Source organism: Streptomyces sp. NPDC088730 (genome assembly GCF_044751215.1).
In the GTDB taxonomy this organism is placed as follows: Bacteria; Actinomycetota; Actinomycetes; order Streptomycetales; family Streptomycetaceae; genus Streptomyces.
Genome location: NZ_JBIVLK010000002.1, coordinates 247,487 through 268,611, shown reverse-complemented (window position 1 = coordinate 268,611; position 21,125 = coordinate 247,487). Strand labels below are relative to the sequence as shown.

Annotated in this window: 17 protein-coding genes, 1 tRNA gene and 1 pseudogene; 5 read left to right on the top strand and 14 right to left on the bottom strand. The window is 70.4% G+C overall.

Annotated features, from left to right (window positions below):
- The first annotated feature begins 5 nt into the window (after positions 1-5).
- The 3 genes from ACIP89_RS07920 to ACIP89_RS07910 all read left to right on the top strand — a co-directional run bounded on the left by ACIP89_RS07920 (position 6) and on the right by ACIP89_RS07910 (position 2,193).
- Complete coding sequence (locus ACIP89_RS07920) at positions 6-725, top strand: ABC transporter permease (RefSeq protein ID WP_401925137.1); 720 nt, start codon at positions 6-8, stop codon at positions 723-725.
- 296 nt (positions 726-1,021) lie between these two features.
- Positions 1,022-1,717, top strand: a complete 696-nt coding sequence (locus ACIP89_RS07915; RefSeq protein ID WP_402114550.1) for a hypothetical protein — start codon at positions 1,022-1,024, stop codon at positions 1,715-1,717.
- Between the two features lie 389 nt (positions 1,718-2,106).
- Positions 2,107-2,193: transfer RNA gene (locus tag ACIP89_RS07910), tRNA-Ser, on the top strand.
- A gap of 63 nt (positions 2,194-2,256) precedes the next feature.
- Here the strand turns inward: ACIP89_RS07910 and ACIP89_RS07905 are convergent.
- The 9 genes from ACIP89_RS07905 to ACIP89_RS07865 form a co-directional block, all read right to left on the bottom strand.
- Complete coding sequence (locus tag ACIP89_RS07905; RefSeq protein ID WP_402113738.1) at positions 2,257-3,063, bottom strand: HAD family hydrolase; 807 nt, start codon at positions 3,061-3,063, stop codon at positions 2,257-2,259.
- Positions 3,060-4,349, bottom strand: coding sequence for a serine--tRNA ligase (gene serS, locus ACIP89_RS07900; protein ID WP_328866241.1), 1,290 nt, complete (start codon positions 4,347-4,349; stop codon positions 3,060-3,062). The genes ACIP89_RS07905 and serS overlap by 4 nt, the downstream gene beginning before the upstream one ends.
- 620 nt (positions 4,350-4,969) lie before the next feature.
- Entirely contained in the window at positions 4,970-5,905 is a 936-nt protein-coding gene (pheA, locus tag ACIP89_RS07895) for a prephenate dehydratase (protein WP_024492880.1), read from the bottom strand.
- 59 nt (positions 5,906-5,964) lie between these two features.
- Positions 5,965-7,332: an iron uptake transporter deferrochelatase/peroxidase subunit gene (gene efeB, locus ACIP89_RS07890; protein ID WP_402113736.1), complete on the bottom strand. Its 1,368-nt coding sequence runs from the start codon at positions 7,330-7,332 to the stop codon at positions 5,965-5,967.
- Between the two features lie 8 nt (positions 7,333-7,340).
- On the bottom strand, positions 7,341-9,338 hold the full coding sequence (locus tag ACIP89_RS07885; protein WP_402113733.1) for a copper resistance CopC/CopD family protein: 1,998 nt from the start codon (positions 9,336-9,338) through the stop codon (positions 7,341-7,343).
- Between the two features lie 14 nt (positions 9,339-9,352).
- Positions 9,353-9,802, bottom strand: a complete 450-nt coding sequence (locus ACIP89_RS07880; protein ID WP_401925977.1) for a copper chaperone PCu(A)C — start codon at positions 9,800-9,802, stop codon at positions 9,353-9,355.
- On the bottom strand, positions 9,799-10,452 hold the full coding sequence (locus ACIP89_RS07875; RefSeq protein ID WP_401925974.1) for an SCO family protein: 654 nt from the start codon (positions 10,450-10,452) through the stop codon (positions 9,799-9,801). The genes ACIP89_RS07880 and ACIP89_RS07875 overlap by 4 nt, the downstream gene beginning before the upstream one ends.
- Positions 10,453-10,526: 74 nt before the next feature.
- On the bottom strand, positions 10,527-11,267 hold the full coding sequence (locus tag ACIP89_RS07870; RefSeq protein WP_402113731.1) for a YcnI family protein: 741 nt from the start codon (positions 11,265-11,267) through the stop codon (positions 10,527-10,529).
- A 167-nt stretch (positions 11,268-11,434) separates the two neighbouring features.
- A complete protein-coding gene (locus ACIP89_RS07865) occupies positions 11,435-12,253 on the bottom strand; it encodes a hypothetical protein (protein WP_402113728.1) in 819 nt (272 codons plus the stop codon).
- A 257-nt stretch (positions 12,254-12,510) separates the two neighbouring features.
- Here ACIP89_RS07865 and ACIP89_RS07860 point away from each other — a divergent pair, with 257 nt between their 5' ends.
- Positions 12,511-13,134 (top strand): ATP-binding protein, encoded by a 624-nt coding sequence (locus ACIP89_RS07860; RefSeq protein ID WP_401929521.1) that lies wholly within the window; start codon positions 12,511-12,513, stop codon positions 13,132-13,134.
- 28 nt (positions 13,135-13,162) lie between these two features.
- Here ACIP89_RS07860 and ACIP89_RS07855 read toward each other — a convergent pair whose 3' ends face one another.
- Together ACIP89_RS07855 and ACIP89_RS07850 are read right to left on the bottom strand one after the other, a co-directional pair.
- On the bottom strand, positions 13,163-14,626 hold the full coding sequence (locus tag ACIP89_RS07855) for an aminopeptidase P family protein (protein ID WP_402113726.1): 1,464 nt from the start codon (positions 14,624-14,626) through the stop codon (positions 13,163-13,165).
- Between the two features lie 135 nt (positions 14,627-14,761).
- On the bottom strand, positions 14,762-16,132 hold the full coding sequence (locus ACIP89_RS07850) for a PP2C family protein-serine/threonine phosphatase (RefSeq protein ID WP_402113723.1): 1,371 nt from the start codon (positions 16,130-16,132) through the stop codon (positions 14,762-14,764).
- 598 nt (positions 16,133-16,730) lie between these two features.
- On the opposite strand from ACIP89_RS07850, the gene ACIP89_RS07845 reads away from it, so the two are divergent.
- Positions 16,731-17,441 (top strand): bifunctional DNA primase/polymerase, encoded by a 711-nt coding sequence (locus tag ACIP89_RS07845; protein WP_401929526.1) that lies wholly within the window; start codon positions 16,731-16,733, stop codon positions 17,439-17,441.
- 738 nt (positions 17,442-18,179) lie between these two features.
- Here ACIP89_RS07845 and ACIP89_RS07840 read toward each other — a convergent pair.
- From ACIP89_RS07840 to ACIP89_RS07830, 3 genes and pseudogenes are all read right to left on the bottom strand, one after another.
- Complete coding sequence (locus ACIP89_RS07840; protein ID WP_402113720.1) at positions 18,180-19,145, bottom strand: DUF5926 family protein; 966 nt, start codon at positions 19,143-19,145, stop codon at positions 18,180-18,182.
- A gap of 290 nt (positions 19,146-19,435) precedes the next feature.
- Positions 19,436-20,163: pseudogene (locus ACIP89_RS07835) on the bottom strand (ATP-binding protein).
- 44 nt (positions 20,164-20,207) lie between these two features.
- On the bottom strand, positions 20,208-21,053 hold the full coding sequence (locus ACIP89_RS07830; RefSeq protein WP_401925957.1) for a glycerophosphodiester phosphodiesterase: 846 nt from the start codon (positions 21,051-21,053) through the stop codon (positions 20,208-20,210).
- Between the last annotated feature and the right edge of the window lie 72 nt (positions 21,054-21,125).

The window sequence follows — 21,125 nt, the reverse complement described above, 5'->3', positions numbered from 1 at the left end:
ACGTCATGTACGACCCCACAGTCGCCCGGCTCACCTACCGGGCCCTGCTCGGCCGGCGCCGGGCCGCCATCCTCTTCATCCTGCCCGCACTGCTGGTGGTCATCGCGGTGGCGGTACGGATGTTCGCGGGGGCCGATGACCAGGTCGCCTCGGATGTGCTGGGCGGCTTCGCCATCGCCACCATGGTGCCGCTGATCGGCGTGATCGCCGGAACCGGAGCCATCGGGCCGGAGATCGACGACGGCTCGATCGTCTACCTGCTGGCCAAGCCGGTGACCCGGCCGACGATCATCTTCACCAAGCTGATCGTGGCGATCGCCGTGACGATGGTCTTCTCGGCGGTGCCCACCATGATCGCCGGCCTGATCCTCAACGGCAACGGCCAGCAGATCGCGGTGGCCTACACGGTCGCCGCCCTGGTCGCCTCGATCGCCTACAGCGCGCTGTTCCTCCTGCTGGGCACGGTCAGCCGGCACGCGGTGGTCCTCGGTCTCGTCTACGCCCTGGTCTGGGAAGCCCTCTTCGGCAGCCTGGTCTCCGGTGCGCGCACGCTCAGCGTCCAGCAGTGGTCCCTCGCGCTGGCCGAGAAGGTCGGCGGGGGCGGCGCCATCACCTCCGACGTCGGGCTGCCGCTCGCGACCGTGCTGCTGATCGCGGTCACCGTGGTGGCGACCTGGTACGCGGGCCAGAAGCTGCGCACCCTGAAGCTCGCCGGCGAGGAGTGAGCACGGACAACCTGCGATGCGACAACCCCCGTCCGATGGACGGGGGTTGTCGCATTTCGGACCATATTACGCGTAACTGTACGGATATCGGTTCGTTGTTCCGGATGCGTGGAGGCAACTGGAATCTGAGACGTCGAGCTTTCGTGAATTCGGGGATGGCCGATGCCGGCGGGACACGCCTACGGGCGACACCCATCGGGTCGGCCGTAGAGCAAGTGGCAACCGTGAGCGTCCTCCGCCCCTGAAGCCCGGGGAGAGGGCTGTCCCCGTAGCTCTCACCATCGGAAGGCATGCCCATGCCCACGGACATCGCCCTGCTCGAATCACGCGCGCTGCGCGTCGAGCAGATGGGGCGCGTCGACGCCCTGGACAAGGTGAAGAGCCTTGTCATGCTCCCGGACGGAATTCACGTTCGCACCGAGGACGTGGCTCGGTACTTCGAAGTATCCACAGAGGTCGTCAAGAAGGTGGCCCAGCGGCACCGTGCGGAGATGGAGGAGAATGGGCTGAGGCTGCTGCGCGGCTCTGACCTGCGTGTTTTCAATAGGGACATGATGTCCCTATTGGGCGGGGGGCGGGGAGAAAGTTATCCACAGGCGCCCGCGCAGCTCACGCTCTACACCCGCAGGACCGTCCTCAACGTCGCGATGCTTCTTCGCGACAGCGACATCGCGCGCTGCGTCCGTACGTACCTCCTCGACGCCGAGCAGGACCTGCGGGCGGGATACGCCTCGCTCGAACACCGCGTCACCCGCGTCGAGAGCTGCCTGGCCGGTGTCGGCACCGCCCTCCAGGAGCTGGGACCGGTCCTCAACCGGATGTCGCTCCGGCTCGACAGCCTCGACCGGAGGCTGGAGGTCACCCAGCAGGTGATCGGTGCCCTGAGCGTGCGGCTGGGCGGAGTGTCGGAGGACATCGCGCGGCTGGACGGTCGGATGGACGAGCTCGCGCGGAACCTGAAGGATCTCAGCCGCCGCAACAGGAACCGCTGAGCAGGCTGAGCAGCCCCGGCAGGCTGTTGAAGAGGCTCTGAGGGCTGAGGGCTGAGGGCTGAGGGCTGAGGGCTCCGAGGTTCTGAGGGGCTCCGGGAAAGCCCTGATGTCCGGTGCCACCCGGCGCGAAACCGGCAACACCCGCCGCCCGTAAATGAGTGGCACCGGACATCGGGTGCGCGGCACAGTAGGCGTCACGGCACCCGCCGGGAACGGCACCGCAGACCGGGAGAGGAGCGCGGCGATGACCGAGAGTCCGAGTCCGTCGAGCTCCCCGCGAGGCGTGCCCGAGCGGGCCGCGGAGTAGTCAGCGACTGCTTCGACAGGCCGCTTCGAGCAGCACGCCGGGGCGGTCGTTCACGCGCATCGCGTGCGGCCGCCCTTCCCCTGGAGGATTGGCCGAGTGGTAAGGCAGCGGCTTGCTAAGCCGTCGTCGGGGTGCGAACCCCGCGCGCGTTCGATCCGCGCATCCTCCGCGTCAGGCAGCGAACCCCTCAGGCAGGCGGCCCGTGAAGCACGGCCTCCAAGGCTGCCGGCCCCTAAGACTGCTGGAGCAGCCGCTCCAGCACCACGGCGATCCCGTCGTTCTCGTTGGACACGGTGACCTCGTCGGCCACTGCCTTCAGGTCCTCGTGCGCGTTGGCCATCGCCACACCGTGCCGCGACCAGGCGAACATCGGGATGTCGTTCGGCATGTCACCGAAGGCGATCGTGTCCGCCGCCTTCACACCCAGCCGGCGCGCGGCCAGCGAGAGGCCGGTGGCCTTGCTGAGCCCGAGCGGCAGGATCTCCACGACTCCCGGCCCTGCCATGATCACGTCGACCAGATTGCCGACCGCCGCCCGCGCGGCCTTCGCCAGCGCGTCGTCGTCCAGATCCGGGTGCTGTATGTAGACCTTGTTGAGCGGGGCCGCCCACATCTCGGCCGGGTCCTGGACGTACTGGGCCGGCAGCGGGCCCTCCTGCACGCGGTAGCCCGGACCGACCAGCACCTCGCCGTCCAGCCCGTCGCGGCTGGCCGCCAGCGCCAGCGGACCGATCTCCGCCTCCACCTTGGACAGCGCGAGACCGGCGAGCTGCCGGTCCAGCGTCAGTGAGGTCAGCAGCTTGTGCTCGCCGGCGTGGTAGACCTGCGCGCCCTGACCGCAGACGGCCAGGCCCTCGTAGCCCAGGTCGTCCAGGATGTGCCGGGTCCACGGAACGGCGCGGCCGGTGACGATGATGTGCGCCGCACCGGCCGCGGTGACCGCGGCCAGTGCGTCGCGGGTGCGCCCGGAGACCGTGTCGTCGTCACGCAGCAACGTGCCGTCGAGGTCGGTCGCGACGAGCTTGTAGGGGAAGGTCACTTGGCGACCGGCTCCAGGACCTCGCGCCCGCCCAGGTACGGACGGAGTACCTCGGGCACCCGTACCGAACCGTCGGCCAGCTGGTGGTTCTCCAGGATCGCCACGATGGTCCGCGGGACGGCGCAGAGCGTGCCGTTCAGCGTGGACAGCGGCTGGAGCACCTTCTTGCCGTCGCGGTTGTCACGCATCCTGACGGACAGCCGGCGCGCCTGGAAACCGTCGCAGTTGGACGCCGAGGTCAGCTCGCGGTACTTGCCCTGGGTCGGGATCCACGCCTCGCAGTCGAACTTCCTGGAGGCCGAGGAGCCCAGGTCGCCGGTGGCGACGTCGATCACCTGGAAGGGCAGTCCGAGAGCGGTGAGCCACTGCTTCTCCCAGTCCAGCAGGCGCTGGTGCTCGGCCTGCGCGTCCGCCGGGTCGACGTACGAGAACATCTCGACCTTGTTGAACTGGTGGACCCGGAAGATGCCGCGGGTGTCCTTGCCGTACGTACCGGCCTCGCGGCGGAAGCACGGCGAGAAGCCGGCGTAGCGCAGCGGCAGCTTGTCCGCGTCGATGATCTCGTCCATGTGGTACGCCGCGAGCGGTACCTCTGAGGTGCCGACCAGGTAGTGGTCGTCCTTCTCCAGGTGGTACACGTTCTCCGCGGCCTGGCCGAGGAAGCCGGTGCCCTCCATGGCGCGCGGGCGGACCAGCGCCGGGGTGAGCATCGGGATGAAACCGGCCTCGGTGGCCTGGGCGATCGCCGCGTTGACGAGGGCGAGCTCCAGCAGTGCGCCGACGCCCGTCATGTAGTAGAAGCGCGAGCCGGACACCTTGGCGCCGCGCTCCACGTCGATCGCACCGAGCGCCTCGCCGAGCTCCAGGTGGTCCTTGGGCTCGAAGCCCTCCGCGCCGAAGTCGCGGATGGTGCCGTGCGTCTCCAGGACGACGAAGTCCTCCTCGCCGCCGACCGGCACGTCCTCGTGGACGATGTTGCCGAGCCGCAGCAGCAGGCTCTTGGTCTCCTCGTCGGCCTCGCCCTGCGCCGCGTCGGCCGCCTTGACGTCGACCTTGAGCTGCTCGGCCTTCTTCAGGAGTTCGGCGCGCTCTTCCGGAGACGCCTTGGGGATGAGCTTGCCGAGCGATTTCTGCTCGGAACGGAGCTCGTCGAACCGCACCCCGGACGACCTGCGCCGTTCGTCGGCGGAGAGAAGGGCGTCGACGAGCGCGACGTCCTCTCCACGGGCGCGCTGGGAGGCGCGAACACGGTCGGGGTCCTCACGAAGCAGGCGAAGGTCAATCACCCCTCCAGGCTACCGGTGTCGGCTTCCGTAGCTCGAACCGATATGGACAAGCGTGTCACTTTGCCCGAATTGCCGGTATTGGTAATGCTGGAGGGGAATCCACCGCGCGTGCGTGAGTGGAGTCGTCAATGAAAAGGCCCTATTCCCCTAAATGGGGCAGATGGGTTCATGGACCTTGACGTATCGGCCTTGTCTGGAAGGGGAGTTGGCGCTCGCTTGTCCACAGGCGTGGACAGCTCCCGAAAGTTATCCACAGGCTGTGAAGAAGATCTGTGGACACGAGGGAGATCATTCCGGAAGGGGCCCGAAGGCTCGCGGAATCGCTCTTCAAACCCACCCTGCACGCTCGTTCGGGTGGGAATTCCTCGCCTAAAGAGTTGATCAATGGAATTGAGGTGACACCGGGCGTCCTGCCGGTCTGTGGACGGTTCTGGGTCGACTGGGGAGATTTGTCGACCATGTCGCATTGCGGTGTCGACTTGTCCCCAGGCCGAGCCGCGCGCCTGTGGATAACTTTTCGGGTGATGACAATCCGCTGATCGCATCGGAACCGTGGGTGTGCGAAAGCATCGACGCACGGGACCGACGGCCGGGGAGCACACCGACGAGCGGCGGGAGTGTCAGGCCCGCCCGTCCAGGTTCCGGGCCAGCCAGTCCGAGGCCACCGTGAACTCCGCGTCCGACGTGCCCGCACGCAACGGGCCGACGTCCGCGGGCGTCACACCGGCCCGCGGATACGAGCCGAGGAAGCGGACGTTCGGGCAGATCCGCTTCAGCCCCATCAGCGCCTCGCCCACCCGGCGGTCGGAGATATGGCCCTCGGCGTCCACCGCGAAGCAGTAGTTGCCGATCCCCGCGCCCGTCGGCCGGGACTGGATCAGCATCAGGTTCACCCCGCGTACCGCGAACTCCTGGAGCAGTTCGAGCAGCGCACCGGGGTGGTCGTCGCCCAGCCAGATGACCACCGAGGTCTTGTCCGCACCGGTCGGCGCCGCCGGCCGGGCCGGGCGCCCCACCAGGACGAAGCGGGTCTGGGCGTTCTCCGCGTCGTGGATCTCGGTCACCAGCGGTTCGAGCCCGTACGTCGCCGCGGCGAACTCACCGGCGAACGCGGCGTCGTACCGGCCCTCCTGCACGAGCCGGGCACCGTCCGCGTTGGACGCCGCCGACTCCCACACGGCCTGCGGGAGATGGGCGGCCATCCAGTTGCGGACCTGCGGCTGCGCGGCCGGGTGAGCGGTGACCGTCTTGACGTCGGACAGCTTGGTGCCGGGGCGCACGAGCAGCGCGAAGGTGATGGAGAGCAGCACCTCGCGGTAGATCATCAGCGGTTCACCGCTGGTGAGCTGGTCGAGGGTGGTGGTGATGCCGCCCTCGACGGAGTTCTCGATCGGTACGAGTGCCGCGGCGGCCGTGCCGTTGCGCACCGCGTCCAGGGCCGCCGGCACGGAGACCATCGGGACGAGTTCGCGGGTGGCGGCTTCCGGGAGCGTACGGAGGGCGACCTCGGTGAAGGTGCCCTCAGGGCCGAGATAGGCGTAGCGCGTGGCGGACATACCGTCACCCTAATGCGCCGTGACGGCTCGAAAGCCCAGGACTGTTGAGCCGCTCCTGCTCAGGACTCCAGAAGCCGCTGCCCCACGTACTCCCCGGCCGCCGCCCCGCCCGGCACGGCGAACAGCCCGCTCGCCTCATGGCGCAGGAAGGGGGAGAGCGCGTCTCCCCGGTCGAGTTTGCGCTGCACCGGGACGAAGCCCCGCAGCGGATCCGCCTGCCAGCAGATGAACAGCAGCCCCGCGTCCGGAGTGCCGTCCGTGGCGATGCCGTCGTGGTACGAGAACGGGCGGCGGAGCATGGCCGCTCCGCTGTTGCGCTCGGGGGAGGAGATCCGGGCGTGCGCGTTGGCGGGGATCAGGAGTTTCCCGTCGGGACCGGCCTTGTCGAGATCCATGGCGGTGGTCTCGGTTCCGCCGCTCAGCGGGGCGCCGTCCGCCTTGCGCCTGCCGATGACCCGTTCCTGACGTTCCACCGGGAGCTTCTCCCAGTCGTCGAGCAGCATCCTGATCCGGCGGACGACCGCGTACGAGCCGCCGGCCAGCCATTCGTACGTCGCGTCGCCGCCGCCGGACGGGACGAAGACGCGCCGGTCGAAGTCGTTGTCGGCCGGTTTCGGATTGCCGGTGCCGTCGATCTGACCCATCAGATTGCGGGCGGTCATCGGCTCGGCGGTGGCGCCGGGTGTGCGGTTGAAGCCGTTCATCTGCCAGCGCACGGTGGCCGTCGAAGCGGCCTCCTTCTGTACGGCTCGCAGCGCGTGGAACGCGACGAGCGCGTCGTCGGCGCCGATCTGCACCCAGAGGTCGCCGTTGGAGCGGGCCCCGTCGAGGTGGTCGGCGGAGAACGGCGGCAGCGGGTCGAGCCCCGGCGGCCTGCGGTCGGCCAGGCCCGTGCGTTCGAAGAAGGTGGCGCCGAAGCCGAAGGTGACGGTCAGCGAGGACGGCCCGGCATCCAGCGCGATGCCGGTGTCGTGCCCCGTGCCGTCCGCCGCGCCACCGGCGGTGGGCTCGCCGGCCATCAGCCGCTGTGCGGCGGCTGACCAGCGGCGCATCAGGGCGGCCGCCTCCTTCCGGCCGGCGCCGGCGGCCAGGTCGAAGGCGATGAGATGGCCGCTCGACTGGAGCGGGGTGGTGATTCCCGGCTGATGTTTCCCGTGAAACATCACCTCGGAGGAGCCGACGGAGGTCAGCGCGGTCGGTGCGTCGTCCCGCGTCGCGGCGTAGCCGGCCGCGCCTCCGGCCGCCCCGAGCACCAGCCCGGTGGCCCCGGCCGCTCCGGCGGTGCCGAGCAGCCGACGCCGCGAGAGGGCGCCGGGGCCGTGTGAACCGGCGCCCCCTGATCCGCCGCTTCCCTTCGCCGTCCTGCCTGTCCCCGAGCTGCCTGTGCTGCCCGTGCTGCCTGTGTTGTTCGAACTTTTTCCGCTCACGGTCCTGCTCAGCCGATCTTCACGTTCTTGTCGACGGTCGTCTGGTCGATGTCCGACGTCCGCACCGTCGCCGCGACGGTCCAGTCGCCCGCCATCGGGATCTGCAGGCCGCTGGATGTCCAGTGCCCCTCGGTCAGCCGGACCGGGACCACGGGGAGGGGGCCGATGTCCTTGGACTTCAGGGTGAGGGCGAGTTTCACCTCGGGGACGTCCATGGCCTTCCCCTGGCTGTCCTCGATCCAGAGGTGGAGCGCGTTGGTCCCGGTACGGCCCGGGTCGATGTCCATCCGGACCGTGCCCTTGCCGTTCTGGCCGCCGGTGTCGAACGGCAGCGTGAGGTTGACGGGGCCGCTCACGGCGGGAGCGGCGGCCGCGTTCGACGCACGGGCAGCCTCCTCCTCGGTGCGGCCGGGCTCGGTCGACGTCAGGATGGTGGTCACCGCCAGCAGGGCCACCGCGACACCGACTTCGGCCAGCACCGAGCGGCGGAGGCCGGAGCGGTCGGGGTCGGCGTCACGTACCCGCTTCTTCTCCGCGGTGGCCACGGCGGCCTTCTGCCGGGCGAGCTGGGCGGCCCGTGCGGGGTCCTGCGCCGTGGAATCGCCCGACGACGAAGCCGTTGCGACGTCGGCTTCCATTCCGGCCCCGGCCCCGGTTTCGGCCCCGGTTTCGGCCCCGGCTTCCGCCCCGGTTTCGGCAGCCCGGGTCTCCGTCACCGCGCCGCCGCCGGCCGCCAGCCTTCCCGTCCACCGGCGGGAGAACGACGCGACCCCGACCAGCACCGCGACGAGCCCCACCTTCACGAGCAGCAGCTGCCCGTACCCCGTACCGGTCAGCGCGGACCAGGAGCCGAGCTGGCGCCAGGACTGGTAGATCCCGGTGGCGACGACCACGAGCACAGCGCAGAACGCGATCCGGGAGAAGCGCCGCACGGCGTCGGGGGTGACGTCGGGCGTGCGGTACAGCGCGACCAGCAGGGCCGCGAGCCCGCCCAGCCAGGTCGCCACGGCCAGCAGGTGGAGCACGTCGACCGGCATCGCGATGCCCGGCTGGATACCGGTCGACGCGTGCTCGGCGAGCGCCCAGGTCCCGGCGATCCCGGCGGCGATGACCGCGCCCCCGGCGGCGAGGCCGAAGGTGAGGTCCTTCTTCTCGCGCTCGTCCTCGCGCTTCGCGTACGCCCCGAACAGCACGGCGATGAACAGCGCGCTCGCACCGAGCAGCAGCAGCCGTGAGACGAGCGCGGCGCCGGGCTTGGTGTCGAGGACCGCCTGCAGCCCGTCGAGGTCGAAGGCGTCCGCGAGCTTCCCGGACCCGGTGTAGGGGTTGCGCAGCAGCAGCATGGCGAGGGTGGCCACGGTCAGGGTCATCCAGCCGCGCACCACGAGGCGTTGCAGCGGGCGCGCCCCCGCCCCGCGCTGCCAGCAGGCCAGGACGAAGGCGGCGCCGCCCGCGAGCACGATGAATCCGGCGTACGCGGCGTAGCGCGCGATGCCGTAGAGCGTGCCGACGAGCCCGCCCCCGGCCTCGTTGTCCGGGAGGGCGACGGTCGTCTCCGAGGGAGCGCCGATGGAGAAGGTGAAGGCGCCGGAGACCGGATGGCTGTCGGCGGAGACGGCCTGCCAGGCGACGGTGTACGTACCGTCCGGCAGGCCGGTGTGCAGGGCGACGCCGTATTTCACGGTGGAGCCGCTGTGCAGATCGAGCGGGGCGGCCTCGGTGTCGGCGCGCTTGCCGTTGGGGTCCAGGATCCGGATGGACCCCTTGTCCACGGCCACCTGCTCGGAGAAGGTCAGCGTGACCTGCTTGGGGGCGGTGGCGACCACCGCCCCGTCCTGTGGATCGCTCCCGGTGAGTGCGGCGTGGGCCGACGCGGGACCCGCGACCGCCAGCAGCAGACCGAAAACCACGCCGAGCAGAGCGGCGAGGAGTCCGGCCGCTGCGAGCGGCCTGCGTATGGCGGGTACGGACGGGGGCGGCCCGAAGGGCGGGGCGGTGGCTGTCATGGTCTGTCAGTCCCTCACTGCTTCTTCGGGTTGTGGGTGGTCTCCTTCACGGGAAGGTCGACCTTGATCGGGTCGGCCTTCTCGAAGTGCAGCTCCATGGACACCTTCTCGCCCTGCTTCGGCTGCTGTTTGAGCTTCATGAACATGATGTGGTTCCCCCCGCGTTCCAGGTCCAGCTCGCCGCCCGCGGGCACCGCGAAGGACGTCACCATGCGCATCGCCTGGTTCTTCGTCTCGTGGATCGTGACGTCGTCCGAGAGCGGGCTGGTGACGGAGGTGAGCCGGTCGGAGGTGCCGCCGCTGTTCTGCACGACGAGGAAGGCGGCCGCCATGTCGCTGACGGGCTGCGGCATGAACGCGCCGGTGACCTTCAGTTCCGGCTTGCCGCCGGTGGCGGAACACCCCGCCAGCGCCAGACCCGTCGAGAGGGCCAGGACGCCGGCGAGGGCGGTGCGGCGGGTCACGGAGTCTCCCCCTTGAGGAGCTTGGGGAGGTCCTTGGTGTAGTCGTCGGGCGTGGTGTCCTCGCTGTACAGCACGTACCCCTTGTCGGTCTTCGGGGAGAACGCCAGGACCTGCGAGCCGTGCATCGAGACGATCGTGCCGTCCTTCTCCTTCTTCGGCGCGTCGATGCCGATGCCGATCTGCCGGGCGCCCGCCTGGATGGCCGGGAAATCGCCGGTGAGCCCGATGAAGGAGGGGTCCTGGGCCTTGAGCCAGCTGCCCAGCGAGGACGGGGTGTCGCGTTCCGGGTCGGTGGTGACGAAGACGACCTGGAGCTTGTCCCGCTCGGCCTGCGGGAGGGACTTCTTGGCGATCGCGATGTTGCTCATGATGAGCGGGCAGACGTCGGGGCAGTTGGTGTAGCCGAAGTAGATGAGCGTCGGCTTGCCCTTGGTCTTCTCGCGCAGGTCGTACTTCTTGCCGTGGGTGTCGGTGAGGACGAGGTCCGGCTTGGTGAACGGGTCGTCGAGCACCGTCGCGGCCTTGGTCTTCGCCTCCACAGAGACGTCGGCGATCGGCTTCTTGCTGTCGTTGTCACTGCCGCCGCAGGCGGACAGGGTGAGTGCGGCCGCGGCGACGAGCGCCGCGGCCAGCACAGACTTCTTAACCATGGAGCACTGATTCCTGATGGGTCGGTGTTGCGGGTGGGGCCAGGTCGTGTTCAGAAACACGACCTGGTGGAGGGTCAGGCGGTGCGCCGCCGGCCGGCCAGGACGCCGAAGGCGACACCTGCGACGCCGATGACGATGCCGACGATGCCGAGAACACGGGCCGTGTTGTCGCTGGAGGAGGAAGAGGACTCCGATGCCGTCGTCTTCTCTTCCTCCGACTGGTCCGCGGCGGCGTTCTTGTCGTCGGAGCCGGTGGCCGCCGCGCCGTGCGCCTCGTCGGCGGCGGCCGTCAGCTTGAGGACGGGAGCGGGGCTCTCGGGCTCCTCGGCCCCGTCCTTCTGCTCCTCGATCCAGCGGACGACTTCCTTGTTGTCGTACGTCTGGATGGCCTTGAACACCAGCTGGTCGGCGTCCTCGGGGAGCTGGCCGACGGAGAGCGGGAACTGCTGGAAGCGGCCGGGCTCGATCTTGCCGCCGTCGGCGGTCCAGGTGACCTTGGAGACGGCCTCGTTGATCTTCTTGCCGTGCATGTCGAGCGGCTTGGCCAGCTTGCTCGTGGTCACCTTGATGTCCCAGCCGGGTACGGGCTGCGGCATGACGGAGGCCAGCGGGTGATCGGTCGGGAAGTTGACCTCGACCTTGGTCGTCGCGGCGTCGTCGCGCTCGTTGGGGACCTTGAAGTTGATGACGGCGTAACCGCCCTTGGCGGCCTCGCCCTCCGGCTGGACGCTGACGTGGGCGGAGGCCGTACCGGCGAGGATCAGCACGGTGGACGCGGCGACGCCGCCGGCGAGGGCGATGCGGGAAACGTTCATGTCAGGGATCACTCCACAAAGCACGAAGGAAAGGTGCTCCGCCGCGCGGGTGCGCGACGGCATCGCGACACCTCTTCCCCTCACGAGCGGTGCGTGTGCGCAGCCCGGCGCCCGCACCGGTGAGGTGCCTGCGGGGGTCGTGCGCGCATCGTGTGGAGGGTGTCGCGTCAGGCTGCGAGAGCGAACGCGGACGGCGGCCCGCGCCTGATCACCATGTGCTGGAGGGGGTCCCCGGTGGCCGGGGCCGGTGCGTCGACCGCCGTACGGAGCGTGCGCGGCCCGGTAGCCGGACCGCCCGGAAGGCCGGCCCGCAGGGCGGATACGAGGACGAGCGCCGCGCGCAGCGCCCGCAGCCGGGCTCCGGCCGCGATCTGCTGGGCGCCGTGCGCCGACAGCCGGGCGAGCCGGAACAGGGCGATCTCGCCGCGCCGCAGCAGCCAGCCGGTGGCCAGCGCAGCCAGCAGGTGGCCGAGCAGCATCGGCAGGCTGGGGAACATTCCGGCGAGGCCGGCCGCTCCGGAGCCGGCCATGCCGCCGGAGGGGGCGGCAGCCATGTGCTGATGCGCCTGCGCGGTCACCGACGCGGGGTCGATGCCCGCGGTGGTGACGATGCGACGGGCGTCCGCGGTGTTCAACCGGTCGGGGCCCGCGCCGCAGACGAGGCTCGCCGCGAACCGGATCAGCGAGTCGTCACCGGCTGCGGGCCGCGGCGTCGCGGTGTGCGTGCCGACACCGAAGAGCGTGTGCAGGGCGATCTGTCCGCCGGCCAGGGCCGCGGCGATCGACGGCAGTGAGCGTTCGCGGCCGGCCAGCGCCACCGCCACCGCCAGGATCCCGAGGAATCCGGCGAGCAGGGTCCACCCGGGCACCGCCGCGCAGGCCGCCATCGCGTGTCCGGCCGCGGACAGCGCGACGCAGACCGCGGCGAACACCGCGGCCCTCAAGAGCCGTAGACCGGCTCCGGCGCGTCCCACAGACGTAGACATGGCCGGGTCATCATCGCACTGCGGCCCCGGCCGCCGTACGGCAGGTCCGGAAGGTCACCTTCCGCCCGATTGGCTGCGTGCCGGGCCGTTGGGGATGGTTGCGGACGGGTAGGAGACGTCCTGTGGGCCGGGCATGCACAGTTGCGGCGAGCCCGGGTATCCGCCGAATGAGCGGTCTCACATCCCGTCCGTGCTTACGAACGGCATCGGGCGGCAATACGTATCGGTATGTCGAGCCGCAGCCAGGAGGCTGGAGCATGAGCATGTGGTGGTCACTCCATCTGCGGCGCGAAGCTGCGAGCGTTCCGCTCGCCCGTCGATTCCTGCTGGGCAGCATGGAATCCGCGGGCGTGGACCCGGATATCTCCTTCGACCTGTCGGTCGCGCTCAGCGAGGCCTGCGCGAACGCCGTCGAGCACGGCGGGACCGGCGGAGGCCCGGACGGCGCAGGGGAACACCGGGACACGACGGATGCTCCGGACGCGTGGGAGGAGCCGTCCGGTACGGCCTGCGGGCAGTACCGGGTCACCGCCTATCTGGACGGCGAGAAGTGCCGTATCGAAGTCGCCGATTCAGGCCCCGGCTTCCCCACCCGACGCACGCTTCGCGATGCCGCACAACAAGAGCAGCATCAGCAGTATCAACAGCAACCGCATTATCAGAAGCACTCGCAGTATCAACAGCAGTACCAACTGCAGCAGTCTCAGTCGAAGCAGGCCGGACACCCGCCGCTGGCCGCCGAGGGCGGGCGCGGCCTCTGCCTGATCGAGGAGCTCTCCGACCATGTGCACTTCGGCAACCGGCCGGGGCGCGGCGGCGCGGTGGTGAGCTTCGACAAGATCCTGAAATGGCGGGAGGGCGCCCTGCTCATGGTGTCCTGAGCGGGGCGCCCTCCGGCGGGGCGGAAGGTCAGCCCTTGATCCGGGCCATCCAGGCCTCGACCTCGTCGGCCTGACGCGGCAGCTTGTCCGAGAGGTTCCGGTTGCCGTCCTCGGTGACGAGGATGTCGTCCTCGATCCGGACGCCGATGCCGCGGTACTCCTCGGGGACGGTCAGATCGTCGGCCTGGAAGTAGAGACCGGGCTCGACGGTGAGGCACACGCCGGGCACCAGCGTTCCGTTGACGTACGACTCCGTGCGCGCGGCGGCGCAGTCGTGGACGTCCATGCCGAGCATGTGACCGGTGCCGTGCAGGGTCCAGCGGCGCTGCAGCCCCAGCTCCAGGACCTCGTCCACGGTCCGGTCGCCGAGCAGGCCCCACTCGACGAGCTTCTCGGTCAGGACGCGCTGCGCGGCGTCGTGGAAGTCCCGGAAGCCCGCGCCGGGCTTGACCGCCGCGATGCCGGCGACCTGGGCCTCGTACACCGCGTCGTAGATCTTCCGCTGCAGCGGTGTGAACGTGCCGCTGATGGGAAGGGTGCGGGTCACGTCGGCGGTGTAGAGGTCGGTGGTCTCCACACCGGCGTCGAGCAGCAGCAGCTCGCCGGAGCGCACCGCGCCGTCGTTGCGCACCCAGTGCAGGGTGGTGGCGTGCGGGCCGGCGGCGCAGATCGAGCCGTAGCCGATGTCGTTGCCCTCGATGCGGGCGCGCAGGAAGAACGTCCCCTCGATGTAGCGCTCGCTCGTCGCCTCCGCCTTGTCGAGGACCTTCACGACGTCCTCGAAACCGCGTGCGGTGATGTCGCAGGCCTTCGCCAGCTCGGAGATCTCGAAGGCGTCCTTGACCAGGCGTGCCTCGGAGAGGAAGACGCGCAGTTCCTCGTCGCGCTCCGCGGTTACCTTGTCGGTCAGCGCGGCCTCGATGACGGCGTCGTGGCCGCGGACGTTACGGACCGGGCCGGTGGCCTCGGCCAGCGCGGCGGGCAGCTCCCGCACGTCCTTCGCCGGGATGCCGAGCAGCTGTTCGGCCTCGGTGAGGGAGTGGCGGCGGCCGACCCACAGCTCGCCCTGGCCGTCGAGCCAGAACTCGCCGTTCTCCCGGTCGGAGCGGGGCAGCAGGTAGACGGTCGCCTCGTGGCCGCCGTCCGCCGGCTCCAGGACCAGGACGCCGTCCTGGGTCTGGTCGCCGGTGAGGTACGCGTACTCGGTGGAGGCGCGGAAGGCGTACTCGGTGTCATTGGAACGGGTCTTCAGCCGGCCGGCCGGGATGACCAGCCGCTCGCCGGGGAAGCGCGCGGAGAGCGCGGCGCGGCGCTCCGCGGTGTGCCCGGCCTGCGCGATCGGCTCCAGCCCGTGCAGCTCGGTGTCGGCCCAGCCGGACTTCATGCTCGCGGCGAGCTCGTCGGAGACGCCCGGGTACAGGCCGTTCTTCCGCTGCTTGACCGGCTCTGCCTCTTCGGTCTCCGGGTTCTCCGGGGTGAGCTCCTCAGACACGACTCTGTCTCTCCTTGATACGACACTGGACCCCCTCCATCGTACGGGCGTACGGAAGGGGGCCCAGGGCCGGAAGACCTCTTACCGGAAGACCTCGTACCGGGACACGGTCCGGATCGTGGGGAGCCGGGCGGTTCAGTCGAACCGTGCCGCCAGCAGGACCACGTCCTCGGTGTCGTCGCCCTGCTCGGGCCCGTCGGGCAGCACGGTGCGCATGACGTGGTCGGCCACCGCAGAGGCGTCGTGGCGCAGCGCCTTCGGGACGCTCGCCGCCGCCGAGTGGAGCCGGGTGAACGCCCGGTCCATCGAGTCCCCGGCCCGGCGCAGCAGGCCGTCGGTGTACAGCAGCACGGTCTCGCCGGGGGCCGGTTCGATCTCCACGCTCGGCGCCTCCCAGCAGGCGAGCATGCCCAGCGGCGCGGACAGGGTGGTCTCGACGTACTCGGTCCGCCGGTCACCGATGATCAGCGGCGGGGTGTGTCCGGCCCCGGCCAGCAGGATCTTGCGACGGGCGGGTTCGCAGTAGGCGAAGAGGGCGGTCGCGGAGCGGGCCGGCTCGGTCAGCCGGAGCAGGAGCTCAAGATCGGAGAGCACGGCGACCGGGTCCTCGCCCTCCATCACCGCGTATGCCCGCAGACCGGCCCGCAGCCGGCCCATCGCGGCCAGGGCGCTCGGCCCGGAGCCGCTCACCGAGCCGACGGCGAGGCCGAGCGCCCCCTCGGGCAGGGCGAGCGCGTCGTACCAGTCGTTGCCGCCCTGCGGTGCGGCGTGGTGGCGTACGGCCAGCTCCACGCCGGGGATCCGGGGCATCCGGCTGGGCAGCAGCTCTTCGGTGACGGTGGCGACATCGGTCCTGGCCCGTTCCAGCTCCAGCAGCCGGGCCAGGTGCTCGGCGGCGTACCCGGTGTACAGACCGGCCAGGTGGCGCTGACGCTCCAGCGGCTCGGCGGGTTCGTCGTAGAGCCAGACGGCGGCGGCGAGCCGGCCGGTCCGGTCGGTGCTGATCGGCAGCGCGTAACTGGCGGCGTAGCCGAGCCGGGCGGCTACCTCGCGCCTGCGGGGGTCCAGGCTGGTGTCGCCGAGCAGATCGGGGGTGGTCAGCGAGTTCTCGGAGCCGGGCAGACCTTCAAGGATGCGGCCGTAGGACGTGGCGCTGCGCGGCACCGTCTCGATCTGGCCGAGCTCCGCGTGGGCCAGTCCGAGACCGATGGTGCTGACGGGGCCACGGCGGTCGGAGGGTTCGAACACGATCAGCCCGCGGCGGGCGCCCAGCAGAGCGGCTCCGGCTTCGAGCAGCTCGTGGAGCGCGTCGTCCAGGGTGCTCGTTCTGGCCAGCCGCTCGGTGAGTTCGTGCAGCGTGGTGAGGTCGGAGACCCAGCCCGCCAGACGGTCCTGGATGAAGGCGCTGGGGGCGGCGGGTACCTCGGTGAGAGGCCCGTCAGTGTGCGTCGAAACCGGAACTGAGGGGTTGATTCCAGCCACTTTCGGCAGGTGCGGGGCGCTCATGGTTGTCGGCTCTCCGACTGGTGTGTTTCGTCGAATAGCATCGCAAACCCCCATGTCATTCTGCGCCGCTATCAGTGCATCCACATGTACACGTACAAGTAACGTGATGTCCAGCATTGTCCGCACGGGATTTGTGGTGTCCAAGTGATAACTAACTTGGCCAAAAAATGCACCCAGCGGAAGCTATTTGCGGTCGACTGGGTCTGCTCGGCAGGGGGTGCTCACGGGGTGAAGTCCCGAGAGGAGCGTCATCGCGGGCATGCTGGGTACGTAACCGATGGATGGCCAGGGGTGGTTCCGACCGCCCCCGGAACCTGGCAGCGGGCCCGGACGTCCTCATCTGTGACGGCCACGCCCCACCCCCGAGTGGCGAGGTTGTACGTACGGACGGCAGGCGCGATACGCGCTCCGCGCCTCGCCACGATCTCGACTGGAACCGGCTCGATTCGGCTCAGCACGGCTCACGCTCGGTAGCGACGACCAACCCGTACCGCAGGCTCGACGAGCATGTACACACAGTGAAATTCCGCACACGCGATGTGACGCACGCGTGGTGTGATGTGGACCCTCGGCGTTCAACGGAAAGGAACGAGCGCTCATGCGCGAGATCCTCGGAAGGCGACGCAGGCTCCGGTTCCGGGACAGGCCCGCCCAGCTCGACGCGGCCCTGACCTGTGCTACCGAGTGGCAGTGGCCCGTACTCCCCGGAGTGGGACTGCTGGCGGCCGACGGCCGCGGTGAGCGCGGCTGCGCCTGCCCCGATCCCGAGTGCGCCGTGCCCGGCGCACACCCCTTCGATCCCGGACTGCTCGCGGCGACCACGGACCCGCGGATGGTGCGCTGGTGGTGGACGAGCCGGCCCACCGCGCCGGTGGTACTGGCCACCGGCGGGCGGGCGCCGTGCGCGCTGAGCCTGCCGGCGGCGGCCGGCGCCGGAGCACTGGCCGAACTCGACCGGATGGGGGTGCGGCTGGGCCCCGTGGTGGCGTCGCCGACCCGGTGGTCGCTGCTGGTCGCCCCGTACACCCTCGAACGGCTCGGTGAACTGCTGCACGCGCAGGACTGGGTGCCCAGCTCGCTGCGGTTCCACGGCGAGGGGGGTTACCTCGTCCTTCCGCCGTCCGGTACCGGCGCTGGGCAGGTGCGCTGGGTACGGGCGCCGGCCCGGGTGCCCAGGGTGCGGCTGGCGGGCGGAGCGCCCGTCGCGGCGGCCGCCTCGCCCTGGCTGCCGGATGTGGGGGCGGTCCTGGACGCGCTGGTCGAGGCGAGCAACAGCGCTCCGGACGGTGGAAGCCGGCTCGCCTACTGACGGGGAGGCCGGCTCGCCTACGGGGTGGGGGAAGAGCGGCTCACGTGCGGGGCGGGAGAGCGGCTCGCCCGCGGTGCGGCCCGTCTGCTGGCGAGGGGGAAGGGGTAGCGCCAGGGGCGGTGTGCGGAATTCCGGCGCCCTGTCGGGAATTTCCGCACGCCTGGAAGCGCGCATCCACCAGGAAATGCCTGGCATCCGCAACGGTGTGACCACCGGATCTCCCGGCTCCGTCGGCCGCGCGCCGCGGCCCGTACCGGTCGCGCGCAAAGCCGGTCGCTACAAAGGCGTTCGGCAGTCGGTTTCCTGATGCCTCATACGAAACTCGTTCGAAGAATGTTCGAGTTGTTCTTTAGGGGATCGCCCCCGGTGGCCGTCCGGGTGCCGGTCGGAACCGCTCGGGTCGCCGTGAGACGCCAGGGAGCCGGGGGAGGCAGGGCGATACGGGGAAAGCCAGGGGGGATTGAGGAGACGGAGCCGGTGTCGGCGGGGGCTCGTCCGAGGACCTGCGTCAGGTCTGTGCGCGGTGCGCGCGCCCTGCGGTGCGCGAGTGGGCCCCGCATCCGGAAATGAGGATGCCCGATCGCTGGCGACGGGGGATGCACCAGCGACCGGGCTTCTAGAACGGTAACAAGAGATCTGCCGTTCGCAAATTCGATCTCGCGTATTCGGACAGCGATTTACCTGTCAGTACGGGGAGTTGTGACGCGAGTCACCGTACGGTCCGGGTAGTGGTCACTGTCAGCTGAGTGTCACCTGGCGGTTGGTGAGCCCGCCGCGCGCCCGGCGCTCCTCGGGGGTGAGGGGCGCGTCAGAGGCGAGCGCCGTGGCCAGCCGCTCCGCGAACACCGCTGCGGGCTTCTCGCACTCCTCGGCCCCCATCGCGCTCGGCAGATCCCAGACCGGGACCATCAGGCCGTGCGCGCGGAAGGAGCCGACCAGCCGGGTCCCCTCGCCGAGCGAGGAGACACCCGCCGCGTGCAGCCGGGCGAGGGCGTCGAGGAGCTGCTCCTCGGGGTGCGGCATGACCCACCGCAGGTGGTTCTTGTCCGGCGTCTCGCACCAGTACGCGGCGTCCACCCCGGTGAGCAGGACGGTCGGGATCGCGGCCTCGTTCGCCCGCTCCAGAGAGGCGGACACCTCGGCCGTGGCGTTCTCCGAGTCCGGTACCCAGAACTCGAAGCCGGAGTGCACGACGGGCGCGAACGGCGCATCCGGGTCCAGGACATCCTGCAGCCGGGGACCGTCGGCCGGAACCCGCCGGGCGGCGACGGGCGAGCCGGACTCGGTCCCCAGCGCGCGCTGCAGGGTGTCGGCGAGGTCCCGGCTGAGGTCGCCGGAAGAGGTGTCGTTCTGCAGGGCGAGCAGGACCGAGCCGTCGTCACGCCGCAGCGCGGGCCAGGCCATCGGGAGCACGGTCGCGAGCGTCACGGACGGCACGCCCTCGGGCAGCCCGCCCTTCAGCGTCAGCTCGACCGTGGCGGCGGGGACCAGCTCGCGCAGCGCGACCCAGTCGCATTCGCCGGCCAGTCCCTCGAAGGGGCGCTGGACGAGCTCGGTCACGGCCTGGGCGGCGGCGCGGCCGTGGCAGGCCTTGTATCGGCGGCCAGAACCGCACGGGCAGGGCTCGCGAGCCCCGACCACCGGAATCTCGCCGTCCTTGAGCTGCGGCTTCCCGGCCTTGGTCTGAGGGCGCTTCTTGGCCATGGTGGGCTTTCTCCCGGTTGCGACGGTTGCGACAGTGCGGTCTGGGCCGCGAGCCTAGCCGTCCTTGCGGTGCCCGGTGCGCAGCTGCCCCCGCCGCGGGCAGGCGCGAGCGTGGGAAGGCGGCCTGCTGAGGGCGTCTTCCCGCCGGAGCGTTCCCGGTTGCCGCAGCGCCCGCTTACCGGTGGGGCTCTGTCCCCTCACCCACGGATCACCGACGGATCACCCAGGGATCACCAACGGACCGGCCACAGATCACCGACGGACCGGCCGGTGAGACATGGTCGGGGTCGTCAGCCGGCGTCGTCGAAGGCGTCGGCGAGGCTCAGCCCGTCGGTGAGACCCAGCCCGTTGAGGCCCGGTACGACGGGGACGGGTACTCCGATCGCGTCCGTCGGTCCGATCGCGTCCGCCGGTCCGATCGCGTCCGCCGGTCCGATCGCACCCGTGGCCCGGCCGTTGCCCTGTCCGCCCGGCCGGCCGTCGGGGTGCTGCGGCCCTTCGTCGACCAGCACCCAGACCGTGACCTCGCCGGACGAGTCGTCGCGTACGCCCCACTTCTCGGCGAGCGCGCTGATGATGTTGAGCCCCCGGCCACCGCGAGCCGTGACCGATGGAGTGGCCGGAACCGGTCGGGTCGGACCGCCTCCGTCCGTCACCTCGACCGTCAGCCCGCCTGTTCGGTCGACGTGCCAGGCGGCGCGCACGTCGCCCTCCCCCACGTCGCTGTGCCGGCCCAGCGGCCTACCGTGACGGCAGGCGTTGCTGAGCAGTTCGGAAAGGATCAATACAGCATCGTCGACGACCGAATCCGACACCCCGCGACTGCGCAACTGCTCACGCATCCGGCGTCGTGCCTGACCCACGCCCGCAGGGCCATGGGGTACGGCCATGCTCGACGACGTGGGCACTTCCTGTGCCACCACCAACGCCACCCCCGAGACCTCCTTTGCCCCACGCCAGGTGTGGATGCCCCCCTGGGCTGGGCCGGAAACCGGCCAGTGGTCTGACAGTGACGCACTCGCAACGATCAAATACAGCCCGAATGCGCCGGTGTACTCCCCGTCACTGATATGAAGAGCGGCCCAACTGGGACAAGACCTGCTTCGGGCGGTTCGTGATGATCGCCTCCACCCCGAGCCGGACACACAGCTCGACGTCCTCCGGTTCGTTGACCGTCCAGACGTGGGCCCGGTGGCCGGCGCGGTGCAGGCGGTCGATGTATCCCGGGTGGCTGCGCACGATCCGCATCCCGGGGCCGGCGATCCGGGCGCCGGCCGGCAGCCGTCCGTCCCGCAGCCGGGGCGAGACGAACTGCATCAGGTAGACGGTGGGCAGCTCCGGTGAGGCGTCCTGGATGCGGTGCAGGGAACGGGCCGAGAAGCTCATGACGCGGACCGGTGAGGGGCCCCCGGCCGGCGGCGCGTCGAGCTCGAAGCGCTTCAGCAGCTGCAGCAGCCGCTCCTCGACCTGGCCCGCCCAGCGGGTCGGGTGCTTGGTCTCGATGGCGAGCTGGAGCGGACGCCCGGCGGCGCGCGTCTCGACGAGCAGTTCGAGCAGTCGTTCCAGGGTGAGTACGGAGGTGAGCTCGCCCGGCACCGGGTCCCAGTCGGGGGACTCCGACTCGTCCCGGTCCTTCCACGAGCCGAAGTCGAGCGCGGCGAGCTCGGAGAGCTCCAGGGCGGAGACCGCCCCGCGGCCGTTGGACGTACGGTTCACCCGACGGTCGTGCACGCATACGAGGTGGCCGTCGGCGGTGAGCCGCACGTCGCACTCCAGGGCGTCGGCGCCGTCCTCGATCGCTTTCCGGTACGCGGCCAGGGTGTGCTCGGGGGCGTCGTCGGACGCGCCTCGGTGTGCGATGACCTGGATGGGATGCTGCGTGGTGTGCTGCTGCCGTGCTTGGGTCACCGCGTCATGGTGTCACCGGGAGGCCCGGCTGCGCGAACCTTGCGAAGCAGCGTCGTTTTGTCCGGTGTAAAG